The following is a 12623-nucleotide window of genomic DNA, read 5'->3' as shown; positions in this document are numbered from 1 at the left end:
CGCGCTCCCCGCCACTCAGTGCCGACGGCTTGTGCTTGAGACGATGCTCCAGCCCTACCTTCTTCAGAGTAGCCGCCGCTTTCTCCTGGCAGCTTGCCGGACTGTCACCGCGAATCAGCAGTGGCATGGCCACATTCTCCAACGCAGTGAATTCCGGTAACAGGTGATGAAACTGGTAGACGAAACCCAGATAGCGGTTGCGCAGCTTGCCGGTATCACGATCACTCATGGTCGCCAGCGCATTGCCAGCAATGGAAACACTGCCCCGGGTTGCCCGATCCAGCCCTCCCAGTAGATTCAGCAAGGTGGACTTGCCCGAGCCGGAGGTGCCGATGATTGCCAGAATATCCCCCTGGGTCACGGTCAGATCCACACCGCTGAGCACTTCCAGTTCGTTGTTCCCTTCGTCGTAACTTTTCACCAATTTTTCGGCTTGCAGCACGATACCGGTGCCGGTGGCGTTGCGGGAATCATTCATAACGCAGGGCCTCCGCCGGTTGCACCCGGCTGGCACGCCAGGATGGGTATAGGGTGGCAGAAAAGCTGATCACCAGGGCAATGGAGACGATAGTGATCACATCCGACCACTGCAGCTCCGAAGGAAGATAGTTAACGAAGTAGGCGTCAAACAGACGGGTATTGAAGGTCTTCTCTACCCACTCAGCCAACTTGCTGACATTGGTGGCCAGCAGCACGCCAAGGCCGGTTCCCAGCAAGGTACCGGCAAAGCCGATCACGGTGCCCTGCACCATGAAAATCCGCATGATGGTACCCGGCGAAGCCCCCAGGGTACGCAGCACCGCAATATTGCCGCGCTTTTCAGTGACCAGCATCACCTGACTGGAAATGATATTGAACGCCGCCACCGCCACGATAAAGCTGAGCAACAGCGTCATCATGGTTTTTTCCATCTTTATAGCCTGGAACAAATTGCCGTGGCTGCGGGTCCAGTCGCGGGTGTAGTAATTGGGGCCCAGTTCCTGCTGCAGCGTCCAGCCCATGGCCGGGGCACTGAACAGGTCATCAAGCTTCAGCCGCACGCCCTGTACAGTTCCCGCCTGGCGGGCCAGCTTGGCGGCGTCCTGCACATTGATGTAGGCATACAGGGAATCCACTTCCGCCCGCACCCGGAATATCCCGGTGACGGTGAAACGCTTGAAACGGGGCATCACCCCGGCAGGGGAAATGGTGGCTTCCGGCAGTACCAGGGTAACCTTGTCCCCCAGTTCGGCGCCGAGACGACGGGCCAGCCCATAGCCGAGCACCATGCCAAACTCGCCGGGGGCCAGCTTTTCCAGCTCGCCCTGCTCCATGAAGTCGCCGACGATGGACACCTTTCGCTCGGCCTGGGGCTCGATGCCATTGATCATGGCACCCGCCACATTGCCGCGATGGCTGAGCATACCCTCCAGTTCCACAAAGGGCGCCACGGCTTCAATCTCATCGTGGTGCCCCAGCCGATTGGCCAGCGCCTGCCAGTCCTCGACCGGCTCGCGCCCCTGCACGGACAAATGAGTGACCATGCCAAGAATGCGCGTCTGCAATTCCCGGTCAAAACCATTCATAACGGAAAGGACCGTGATCAGTACGGCAACCCCCAGCATCAAACCCAATGCGGAAATCAGCGTAATCACGGAAATAAAGCTGTTGCGGGCGCGGGCGCCGGTGTAGCGCAGCCCCACATAAAAGGATAGAGGTCGAAACATGCAGCGCATTTAACCCGAAACCAAAGACAAATACCACGGCTCTGGAAAACTGCTACATTACAAATTCTGCTTTGTGAACAGCGTCCGCGCTCATGATCTAGCAAAATGGTTGAATAAGCGTCTTTAACTTTCTAATATCGAAAGAAAATACATCTCGCCGGGGGAAAAAATGAAGACAACAATAATGACGCTGCTAGCCTCGGCAGCGCTGGCCATGCCGGTTACAGCCCTGGCCGCAGAGACTCCCCAACGCGGTATGCCAGAAGCGCAAGTACGGGCAGACTTCGGTTCACCTGCCTCCGTCCAGGGCCCGGTGGGTTCACCGGCGATTACCCGCTGGAACTACGACGGCTTCACCGTCTACTTCGAAAACGGCATCAGCCTGCATACTGTGGTCGATCGCCCGGCCAGTGCCGCACCGGATGTGGTGTCCGGCACCCAACAGCTGCCTGCCATTGAAGAAACCACAGCCGACACCGAACAAGAACAGCAAGCAGCGCCGGAGAGCGCCGCGCCGCCCATGTTCGACCCGGTGAGCGGCAGCTTTGTTGGAGCGGAAACGAAACAAGACGCACCGGCCGAGCAACAACCTGCCACCATCGAGGCCCCTGAACCAGAAGCCCCGCAACAGCCCCCTGAGCCGGCGCCAGAACCCGAACCAGCTCCCAAGCCACAAGCCAACGTTACAGAGGATGGACCGGAGGCGGTAACAGAACCAACAGAACCGGCCACCGCGCCCCAATCCAAAGAGCAACCCCCGGCCGATGGCGAATTCCGCTTTGACCCGGTTACCGGTCGCATCATCATCGCCGGCGAAGTGACTCCCGAGCAGGCTGCTGCCAAAAAGCAGCAACAGCTGGAGCAACAGGCCGAAGAAACCGCTGAATCAGCAAAAGCCGAAGCCAAGCAGCTAGAAGAACAAGCAGCTGATGCTGTGGCTGATGCCGAAAAACAGGCTGACCAGGCCGCCGCTGACACTGCAGAAAAGGCCAGCGAAGCCGAACAACAGGTGAATGCCGACGTACAGGAACAGGCTGACGAGGCCGAGCAAAAGGTCGAGGAAGTGGAGGAAGAATCGCAAGGCGGCTTCTCTATTGACTGGGATGCACGCCGGTAGCAAACTCGCGCGCATCGCCCCCTCCTAGCGGACTTCCCGAGCATGCGCCGACTTCTTCCTGAATGGCACCCCCAGTGGGGGGTGCTGCTGGCCTGGCCCGACACCCACACCGATTGGGTGAATCATCTGGCCGACGCCGAACACTGTTATCTGGATCTACTCGCCGCCCTGCTGGATCATCAGCAGGTGCGGCTGGTATGCCGTGATACTGCCAGCGAACAACGCGTCAAAACCCTCGCCGCCGATCGCGGCCTGGATACCGAGCGCCTTGAACTGATCATTGCCGACTACAACGATACCTGGGCCCGGGATTTCGGCCCCATTGCTGTGGAAGATAACGGTAACGTTGAGCTGCTGGATTACACCTTTACCGGCTGGGGCGGCAAATTTGACGCCGACAAGGACAATACCCTGAACCGTCGTCTGCCCTGGCAACTGCCACTGCACAGTCCCTCGCTGGTACTGGAAGGCGGCGCCATCGACACCGACGGCCAAGGCAATCTACTGACCACACGCCATTGCCTGCGCAATCCCAACCGCAACCCGGACCTGTCCGAGGCAGAGCTGGTCGCATTGCTCAAGGAACAGCTGGGCGTTACCGATATCTGGTGGCTGGATCACGGCGAGCTGGAAGGCGACGACACCGACGCTCATGTGGACACGCTGGCGCGCTTCGTAGATACCCGCACCATCGCCTATGTGCAATGCCGGAACCAGGCCGACAGCCACTACGCCAGCCTGGCCGCCATGGAGCACGAGCTACAGACACTGGCCCGGCAACACAACCTGACACTGGTGCCCCTGCCCCTGCCCACCCCGCAGTTCAACCGGGAAGGCGAGCGACTGCCGGCCACCTATGCCAACTTCCTTATTACCAATGAGAAAATCCTGCTGCCCATTTATGGCTGCGATATGGATCAGCAGGCCATTGATGCCTTGCAGAGCGTATCCGGTGACCGCCAGGTGACTCCGGTAAACTGTCGGGTATTGATCGAACAACACGGCAGCCTGCATTGTGTCACCATGCAATTGCCCCGTGGCGCGGTCTGAACAAGGTTTTTAGGAGATACTCATGCGCGTGGCCGTTATCCAGCAGAAAAACCACAGTGATCTGCAAGCCAACCTGGATCATTCCCTGGCATTGGTTCGCGAGGCCGCTGACAAGGGCGCCGAGCTGGTACTTCTGCAGGAATTGCACCGCAGCCTGTATTTCTGCCAGACCGAAGACACCGCCGTGTTTGATCTGGCAGAAACCATCCCTGGCCCCAGCACCGATACGCTGGGGGCGCTGGCCAAAGAACTGGACATTGTCATCGTCGGCAGCCTGTTCGAAAAGCGAGCCACCGGCCTCTATCACAACACCGCCGTTGTTCTGGAAAAGGACGGCAGCCTGGCGGGGATCTATCGCAAGATGCACATCCCCGATGATCCGGGCTTCTACGAGAAGTTCTACTTCACCCCGGGGGATGCAGATTTCAACGATGGCCGTAGCGGCTTCAGCCCTATCGAAACCAGTGTCGGCAAACTGGGCCTGCTGGTCTGCTGGGATCAGTGGTACCCGGAAGCGGCGCGTCTGATGGCTCTGGCCGGTGCCGACCTGCTGCTCTACCCCACCGCCATCGGTTGGGACCCCAGTGACGATGACGGGGAAAAACAGCGCCAGCTCAGCGCCTGGATCACCATCCAGCGCGCCCACGGCATCGCCAACGGCCTGCCAGTACTGGTGGCCAACCGTACCGGTTTCGAACAAAGCCCGGTGGGTGAGAGCGGCATCCAGTTCTGGGGCAACAGTTTCGTCTGCGGCCCCCAGGGCGAATTCCTGGCTCAGGCAGACAGCGACAGCGAACAGGTGCTGCTCGCCGACGTGGACATGCAACGCAGCGAGTCCGTACGCCGCATCTGGCCCTATCTGCGTGACCGGCGGGTGGATGCCTACGGCGATCTGCCCAAGCGTTACCGGGATTGACCCGCTCGACAACATTACAGAAAGCCCCTTGAGGGCAACGTTGCCGGAAAGTACCTTCCCTGTTTTCCGCTATTTCATATGGAGCCCACAATGACCCGTCTATCCGCTCTCTTTATTGCAGCCTTGCTCGCCGGTTGCGCAGCACCCTCTGCCATGATGGTTAGCGATGGCAACCAGTCCGAAGGCACCGTGGTCATGTCCTATGACTACAGCCTGATGCAAAGCCCCAAGGTGGACTGGCAACAGGGCCTGCAGAAAGCCAGCGCACAGTGCCAAAGCTGGGGTTACAACGGCGCGCTGCCCTCCGACACTCCCAGCAAATCCTGCAAGACAGAAACCCAGGACGGCGATTGTATCGCCTGGACCCTGAGCACTACCTTCCAGTGCACGGCCAAGGCCCAGCAATCCCAGCAATAAGCCGCACCCGCTAGCCGGCGGGTGTTTTATCCGCTCGGTGTGATCACAGGGCAACCGCTTGCCGCATCCTGATACGTCAGGCTGGCCGATACCGCCCTCGACATCGGGATAACCTGATGACCCAGCCGTAATGACAGGTCATGAGGGTGAATGCCGATCCGCAGGGCTTGCCCAGTGTGGCAGGCTCTGCGCCAGTTCAAGTGATTAACGCCCCGTAAAAACCACTCTCTAAGCAGCGTATCCGCCTCGAATCCTGCCAAAGGCAGTGGATGCATCTGTTGTGCTCTGGCATCAAAAACGCCCGTCAGCGTCTCGAACAGGCGAAAAGGCATAGCCGCCAGCTGAGCACGACTGATTGACCCCATGGCCCAGGCCGGCGGCACATAAAGATCACAGGTTTTCAGCCCCTGCTGCGCAAACCAGCGATGACACTGCATCATGAGAGCCTCTATACCACTGGCAGACAAGGACAAGTGCTCCGCCACTCGTCGCGACAGCAGCAGACTGTGCAGGCGATGATAGAGACTGATGGGTGGCTCACAGCGATGCAGCCAGCCATGGCCGGCCAGCGGGTATCCCTGCTGCTGGAGCTGATGCAGCCAGTCCAGATCCGCCGTTTGCCAGTTGCTCCCCGGCACTACCAGCAGGGTGATCGCCTGTGGCCCCTGGGGCAGCAGAGCCAGAATCTGGCTGACTTGCTCGCGGGTTTCCGGCATCACATCGTGGATGGATATCAGGGCGCGAGGTGCCGGTAGCGGATCAGAGGGCGCTGCGGGCATAGTTGCTGCTCAAGCGGCGCAGCAGCGCCAGGGTCGGGGAAGGCAGGGAGCGATTGGCAGCCGGTGCCATCTGCGCACATTGGCCCAGCACCCCGGCCCAGTGTTCGATGGCGTCCCGGTTCATGCCCAGTGCCGCCTGCCGGGCCTGTTTCGCCTTCAGGTCGCGCACTACCGGGCTCAGCGACTGCAGCCGGTCCAGGGTCTGGTTCAGGCTTTCCATGGGTTCCATGATCCACAGCCCCGCTGCCAGCGCCGGCCATTCGTTGATGCCGCAAGCCGGTGTGGTGATTACCAACCGCTCCCGGGCCATGGCTTCCAGCGCCACGGTACCGAAGGCTTCCACCGAGGACGGCAGCACCAGTATCTGGCAGCGATCGAGAATCTCCACCACCTGCTGGCGGCTACACCAGCCGTGAAAGGTCAGATTGGCAGACGCCTTACAGGCCTGTTCTACCTTGCTGCGCAGTGGCCCGTCACCGGCCACCTCGAACTGCAAATCCGGCCGTGACGCGGCCAGGGCCACAAAGGATTCGATATTCTTTTCCGCCGCCAGCCGGCCCACATAACAGACCCGCCTTACGCTGTCATGCAACCGGGTGACAGGCGTATTCACAAATTCCCGGGCCAGCGGTGTGCCCACCAACTGCGGATTACGGGCACCGGCGGCGCGGGCCTGGGCGATCATGGATTCACAGATGGTGGCGGCGGTTTCACTACCCTGGAACAAGGTGCGGTTGACCCAGTTGAGCAGGCCACCGGCTAGCCTGGCCAGGCGGCGCCCCCAGTACAGTTCCACCAGGCGGTTGTAATCGGTCTGGAAGGTGACGCAGACCGGGATGCCCCACTTGCGGGCGATCCAGTAACCGATCATGGAAAAAATACCGGGGCCGGGAATCACGATAACGTGGGGTTTCATTTCCCAGACCAGGGCGCTCAGTTCACGCACCTTGGGAAAAAAGAGTCGCTGGGTGGGGTCGCCGGGGATTGGCATGGATGCGCCCTGGCAAGGATGCGGTTCCTCCATGCAGGGCTGCACCAGTTCCACCTGTGCCACATGGTCCTTGAGATGCGAGACCAGATCCTGGAAGTAGGCGCCGACGCCATTCCGACCCTTGATCGCATCCACCACAAACAGTATGCGTAGCTCTTTGGTATCCATGAACGCCAGTATCAGCGCCACTCATGTCGATAATGTGACAGCATTGCCGCACCATGACGGTGTAATTGCGACAAGATGTAACGAAACCCAGAAGTCGCTGTAGGAGCGTGGCTGGCGGCGCGATTCCGTAACATCTACAACGCCGCTGTAGGAGCGCCGCTTGAGGCGCGAACCAAAACCGTTTCAAGTTGCGAGAAGCAAGTTTCGAAAAGCAAAAATCTATTCGTGGGGGTCACGCTTCTCGTGACTCGCGGCTGATGAGGCAAGTAGATTCGCGCCTCAAGCGGCGCTCCTACAGGGTTTTTTCATCAGTGTTGGGAGATGGGTATCCGAAACGTTCATAAACCCAGCCGAAGACATGGTCGAGTTCATGGGGGCTTACGCCCAGTTCGTCCGAATTGTAATGATGGCCGCTGCGGTACTGTTTTGCCTTGCGCTCTTGTGCTTCAAGCCGTTGCCGAAAAGTGTCGTCGGGCTGCCAGCCAAAACGCTGATAAAACGCCAGCACGGTTTCTGCCGGTGCCGGTGCCAGTTGCTCCATCACCGACAGGGCCTGGCGTTCCGGTGGCAGGCTTTCCAGCACCTCAAGTACATGGCGATAGTAATAATCGAGCATGGCCATAAAGCCCTGGCGCCAGTAATCGGTGGTGTCACGGCCATCAAACAGGCGCGCGCCAATCAGGATGGAATTGATCTGTGATGGCACCGCCGCACTGGGGTTGCGGACACAACCGATAAAGCGGGCATCCGGAAAGGCCTCCGCCAGGGTCGCCATCCACGGCGTGAACGACGGGTTCTTGGACAGCAGTTGTTTGTGGCTGCCATGAAAATAAAGATGCCGCTGCACAAAACGCCGATAGGCCGCGATCAGCCTCTGCTTTTCCTTGTCGGTGCCATCCCGGTCCAGATAGGTGAGACGCCACAGGGCCGGCACCGGCACGGCGAGTACCAGCAGGAAGCAGCCCCATACCGGAATCAATGCCAGGTAATCTTCCTCCGGGTCCAGCAGCCCGGTCTTGTGCACGCCATCCAAACCTCCGAGCAGACGCCGCTCGATCCATAACAGCAAGCGCCCCGCCGGCCGGCCAATCCATCCATCAAGGCGGGCAATAGCGGTCCAGAAATAGCGCTGGGTAATCGACGGGGCAAACAGTAGTTCCCACAGGGCCGTGGTGGTAAAGCGTTCGTCCATGGCCAGCAGGCGATGCAGGAAGGTGGTACCGCTGCGGGGCACGCCCACCACAAAAAGCGGCTCACGCACCTGGACGCGACGAAAATCAGGAAACAGCAAATAATCCAGCAACAGGCCCAAGCCATTGATGGCCTGCACCAGCAGAAACAGGGGCCAGAACAGCGCCATCACCAGCAGCCGCTGCAGGGAAAACCGCCCTGCCCGACCATCGTAGGCCGGCAGCCAGCTCATCACAAAAAAATGCACATAGCGTTTCAGTACTGCCAAACCGTTCTCCCGGCTATTCCATGCAGCGTGCACGCTACGCCTCGCCCATGTCATAAAAATGACAATTTTGCCTCTTGTCTCCGAGTCATAGCGCTGTCATCTTTCTCCAAGAACCTGTTTGGGATCTATACGCGGCCGCGCCGGAGTCAATTTTTTCGCCAGGTCGTGATTGCGATTGTGCCGTGTAGTCGCTCTACATAAACAAGCGCAATCTCGGGCTGGCGGAAAAAGGGGCCCGGCCCTTCGGGTTACTGCTGAAAATGGCGCCATGCTGTGTTGTGAACCTTGAACTTGACCCGTCAGGCCCTGCGGTTCACGCCTTGCCTGGCGCCATTTTCAGCAGCAACGCGGCCGCGTATAGATCCCAAACAGGTTCTTCAAACAATAGTGGTATGACTATCGCGATGACAGCACCCAGCACAGCACCTCGCCACCCGACACTGGTCGGTCACCGGGGCGCACGCGGCGAAGCCCCGGAAAATACCCTGGCCAGTTTTCAGGTTGCACTGGAAGCCGGTGTCACGGAAATGGAACTGGACGTCAGGCTATCCGCCGACGGCCATCTGATCGTGCTGCACGACAGTGACGTTACCCGCACCACCGGCATGCGCGGCGATGTGCGCCAATACACCCGCTCGCAGCTGGGCACCATGGATGCTCGCCGCAATACCCCCGGCTGGCACAGCCCCACGGGGATTCCGTCCCTGCAGGAAGTGGTGGAGCTTTGCGGCCCGGCCATGCGCTTCCAGTTCGAGGTAAAAGGGGCGGATCGGGTGGTGCTGCATCAGCTGGCTCATCGCCTCACTCATATGATCCATGAGCAGCAATTGCAATCGCGGGTGGTGGTGACCTCCAGCCATACCGGCTTTCTGCGCATGATCGGCACCATGGCGCCGGATGTGGAACGGGGCTATGTGTGCCAGTACCGCTACCTGCAACCCACCCGCCGGGCCCACGGCCTGGGCTGCAACTGGCTGATGCCCCACTACTCGCTGGTGACCCCGGCATTAATGCGCCGGGCGCGCAAACGCGGCCTCAAGGTGTCGGTGTGGACGGTGAACGATCTCACCGAAGCGGACCGGCTGGCCCAACTGCAGGTGGATGGCATCATTACCGATTACCCCACCAGCTTCGTCAGCCACTTCCGGCGCAGCCCCCGTTATTCCTCTTCGGAAACCGCCGCACTGAGTGGCTGATCCGCGAAAAACGCCAGAATTTCTTCCTTGCGCGCCATGGCATCCTTGCGGCCCATCTCGATCAGGCTGCGGGTGAACCCCGGCTCGAACAACAGATAACTCATGGCACTGGCCCCCGGCGACCGTGTGGCACCGGAACCTCGCAGGAAGAAACGCAACGCCCGCGGCAATTCCTTGATGTGTTCGGCGGCAATTTCGTCAATGGGTCGGGACGGGTAGATCTTCAGCACATCCACCTGTCGCAACTGAATACCATGCTTGCGCCGGGAGCGCTCGCTCATGGCAGACAGGGTCCGGTTGATCCTTTCCAGACGCTCCACATCCCCTTCCAGGGTATCCACAAAGACGCTGTTGAGCACATGGCCGAGCACCTGGGCCATTGATGGATAACCGCTTAACTGACGCTGATGGCCCGCCGTCATATTACCGGACACCCCGATCACCAGCAGCCGGGAGGCCCCCAGATGCAATGCCGGGCTCAATGGCGCCAGTTGCCGCAGAGCGCCGTCACCGTAATAGGCACCGTCCACCTTGCTGGCAGGAAACAGGATAGGGATTGCCGCAGACCCCAGCAGATGCTGCACTTCGATGTCGGAGCGCTTGCCCTTGCGACGCGCTCTCACCCATTCCGGCAGTTCACTGTCACCCTGGAAAAAACTCACCGACTCGCCAGTGGCATAACCGGATGCGGTGATTGCCAGCGCACGCAAATGGCCCTGATCCAGGTTATCTCGAATACGGCGAAAATTGATCACCAGGGTAAGCAGGCGCTGCAACGGCATATTGTCCAGCAGAGCACTGCGTTCCGGCGTCTTGCCAGTAGTGACACCGGAAAACAGCCAGCGAACCACGGCTTTCAGCAACGCATAGGTATCCGTGCGATAGACCTGTTCAGCGGTAATATTGGCCCAGACCCGCTCCAGCCCACGAATCGCCGTGCGAAAATTACCGGCATTGGCGGCCAGTGACGCCGCATTGATCGCCCCCGCGGAGGTACCGCAGATAATCGGGAACGGGTTTGGCTCCCCGCGAGGCAGCAATTCTGCAATCGCTGCCAGCACCCCGACCTGATAGGCGCCACGGGCGCCGCCCCCGGACAATATCAACCCACGAACCGGGTCCTGTTTCTGCATTTCCACCCTCCAAATTTCCACCAGTATGCCGTGACAGACATTCTGTCACCACAGCCGCAATACCACTGGCGATCTGCCGGTTCCCTGCCTTATGCTGGGGCATCTTCTGGAAACCGCTTTATGTACCGCTTTCAGCTACGCCCCGCCACCACCGATGATCTGGACGCCCTCACAGCGCTGGAACAGCGCTGTTTCTCATCGGACCGTCTTTCCCGACGCAGCTTCCGTAAATGGCTCAAACGCCAACACAGCGGTCTGATCGTCGCCCTTGATGATGACAATGCCCTGGCAGGATATGTGCTGGTGCTGTTGCAACCGGGCACCCGGCTGGCGCGACTCTATTCCATCGCCGTGGATCCAAAGCAACGGGGACGGAATCTGGGGGAAAAACTCATGGAAGCTGCAGAAGACTACGCGCTGCAACAACGCCGCCCCTATCTGCGCCTGGAAGTACGCAAGGATAACGCTGCCGCTATCGCCCTGTACGAAAAACGTGGCTACCGTCTTTTTGCGCAGACGCCGGATTACTACGAAGACCACCAGGATGCCCTGCGCTACCAGAAGCGTCTCCTCTACCTGCCTGACAACGCGGAACGGCTACATCTGCCCTGGGTACAGCAGACCACGCCATTCACCTGCGGGCCGGCCTGTCTGATGATGGCCCTTGCGGCGCTCAAGCAGCAACCTCCCAGCACCACCGAAGAGCTGCTGTTGTGGCGGGAAGCCACCACCATTTTCATGACCGCCGGCCATGGCGGCTGCCACCCCATGGGCCTGGCCCTGGCCGCTCGTCAGCGAGGCCTTGAGGCGCGTGTCTGGTGCAATCAGACCGGCCCGTTGTTTGTAGACTCTGTGCGTGACCCTGAAAAGAAGGCAGTGATCACCACCCTGCACAACTATTTCGTGGAGGCCTGCAAGGCGCAATCCCTGCCGGTCTGTTACGAGGATTTCAGTGCCGCGGATCTGGACGACGCCATCACCGCCGGCAACATCGTGCTGGTGTTGATCAGCACCTGGCGCCTGGATGGCCGCAAGGCCCCCCACTGGGTAGCCATCAGTGGCAGCGATGAGGAATGCTTCTATATTCACGACCCGGACCCGGGCGAGGACCAGGTCCCCCTGGACTGCCAGCATGTGCCGATCACCCGGGAAAAGTTCGACCAGATGCGCAAGTATGGCCAGGCCAAGCTGCGCACTGCAGTGGTGTTGAGTGTTTAGCCTAGTGTTGGGGTATGGTTTTTTACCACAGAGGGCACAGAGTCACAGAGGTAAAACCTGATCCCTCCTGCGGCGCATTAGCATGAAATAATTCTCCCTACGAACTTCAAGCCTAGTGTTTTCTTTTTCTCAGTGAACCCTGTGCCCTCTGTGGTAAAAAATGTTTTTCCTGTCCCGACGAGCCAGACACAAAAAAAGCCCGCGCGCGGCGGGCTTCTTGCTGGGCGGATGTGGCATCACATCTTCATCACGTCTTTGCCCAAGGCCGCGGCTTTTTCACCGTCCACCTTCTGGGTGTTTTCCTCGCACTTGCCCCGGTCACCACCGCAGATTTCGCAACCCTCTTTCATGCCCAGTGTGGCCAGGCCACCACAGGAGCCCTTGATCGGCTTGTTGGAGAGAATCACGCCGACCGCCATGGCCGAGAAAAGCAGGCCGATAAAGATCACTGCGGCCATAATGGTCATCAACAT

13 protein-coding genes are annotated in these 12623 nt (G+C 59.6%); 6 read left to right on the top strand and 7 right to left on the bottom strand.

Annotated features, from left to right (window positions below; all coding sequences use genetic code 11):
* Together B3Q33_RS14195 and B3Q33_RS14190 are read right to left on the bottom strand one after the other, a co-directional pair.
* A partial coding sequence (locus B3Q33_RS14195; protein WP_286828237.1) for an ABC transporter ATP-binding protein occupies positions 1-478 on the bottom strand: 478 nt, incomplete at its 3' end.
* Entirely contained in the window at positions 471-1706 is a 1236-nt protein-coding gene (locus tag B3Q33_RS14190) for a lipoprotein-releasing ABC transporter permease subunit (protein WP_035247288.1), read from the bottom strand. The genes B3Q33_RS14190 and B3Q33_RS14195, both read right to left, overlap by 8 nt.
* A 169-nt stretch (positions 1707-1875) precedes the next feature.
* Between B3Q33_RS14190 and B3Q33_RS14185 the strand changes: the two genes are divergently transcribed.
* From B3Q33_RS14185 to yecR, 4 genes are all read left to right on the top strand, one after another.
* Positions 1876-2823 (top strand): hypothetical protein, encoded by a 948-nt coding sequence (locus B3Q33_RS14185; RefSeq protein ID WP_272962937.1) that lies wholly within the window; start codon positions 1876-1878, stop codon positions 2821-2823.
* Between the two features lie 42 nt (positions 2824-2865).
* Positions 2866-3873 (top strand): agmatine deiminase family protein, encoded by a 1008-nt coding sequence (locus B3Q33_RS14180; protein WP_272975353.1) that lies wholly within the window; start codon positions 2866-2868, stop codon positions 3871-3873.
* Between the two features lie 22 nt (positions 3874-3895).
* Entirely contained in the window at positions 3896-4789 is an 894-nt protein-coding gene (locus B3Q33_RS14175) for a carbon-nitrogen hydrolase (RefSeq protein WP_272975352.1), read from the top strand.
* Between the two features lie 90 nt (positions 4790-4879).
* The gene (gene yecR, locus B3Q33_RS14170; RefSeq protein ID WP_035247277.1) at positions 4880-5206 is read left to right on the top strand and encodes a YecR family lipoprotein; all 327 of its coding nucleotides are present in this window, start codon (positions 4880-4882) and stop codon (positions 5204-5206) included.
* 26 nt (positions 5207-5232) lie between these two features.
* Here the strand turns inward: yecR and B3Q33_RS14165 are convergent, their stop codons facing one another.
* From B3Q33_RS14165 to B3Q33_RS14155, 3 genes are all read right to left on the bottom strand, one after another.
* Complete coding sequence (locus B3Q33_RS14165; protein ID WP_272975351.1) at positions 5233-5985, bottom strand: polysaccharide deacetylase family protein; 753 nt, start codon at positions 5983-5985, stop codon at positions 5233-5235.
* Positions 5966-7144: a glycosyltransferase gene (locus B3Q33_RS14160; protein WP_272975350.1), complete on the bottom strand. Its 1179-nt coding sequence runs from the start codon at positions 7142-7144 to the stop codon at positions 5966-5968. The genes B3Q33_RS14165 and B3Q33_RS14160 overlap by 20 nt, the downstream gene beginning before the upstream one ends.
* A 292-nt stretch (positions 7145-7436) precedes the next feature.
* The gene (locus tag B3Q33_RS14155) at positions 7437-8603 is read right to left on the bottom strand and encodes a sulfotransferase (protein ID WP_272975349.1); all 1167 of its coding nucleotides are present in this window, start codon (positions 8601-8603) and stop codon (positions 7437-7439) included.
* Between the two features lie 404 nt (positions 8604-9007).
* Between B3Q33_RS14155 and B3Q33_RS14150 the strand changes: the two genes are divergently transcribed.
* On the top strand, positions 9008-9799 hold the full coding sequence (locus tag B3Q33_RS14150; RefSeq protein WP_084573448.1) for a glycerophosphodiester phosphodiesterase: 792 nt from the start codon (positions 9008-9010) through the stop codon (positions 9797-9799).
* Here B3Q33_RS14150 and B3Q33_RS14145 read toward each other — a convergent pair.
* A complete protein-coding gene (locus B3Q33_RS14145) occupies positions 9763-10932 on the bottom strand; it encodes a patatin-like phospholipase family protein (RefSeq protein WP_035247271.1) in 1170 nt (389 codons plus the stop codon). The two genes, B3Q33_RS14150 and B3Q33_RS14145, sit on opposite strands and share 37 nt — an antisense overlap.
* 120 nt (positions 10933-11052) lie before the next feature.
* On the opposite strand from B3Q33_RS14145, the gene B3Q33_RS14140 reads away from it, so the two are divergent.
* Positions 11053-12150 (top strand): GNAT family N-acetyltransferase/peptidase C39 family protein, encoded by a 1098-nt coding sequence (locus B3Q33_RS14140; protein ID WP_272962932.1) that lies wholly within the window; start codon positions 11053-11055, stop codon positions 12148-12150.
* A gap of 236 nt (positions 12151-12386) precedes the next feature.
* Here B3Q33_RS14140 and nqrM read toward each other — a convergent pair whose 3' ends face one another.
* Entirely contained in the window at positions 12387-12623 is a 237-nt protein-coding gene (gene nqrM / locus B3Q33_RS14135) for a (Na+)-NQR maturation NqrM (RefSeq protein WP_198030647.1), read from the bottom strand.

The sequence above is a fragment of the Alcanivorax sp. UBA3183 genome (assembly GCF_002364155.1).
GTDB classification, from domain to species: domain Bacteria; phylum Pseudomonadota; class Gammaproteobacteria; order Pseudomonadales; family Alcanivoracaceae; genus Alcanivorax; species Alcanivorax jadensis.
This window is presented reverse-complemented; position numbering and strand designations above follow the sequence as displayed.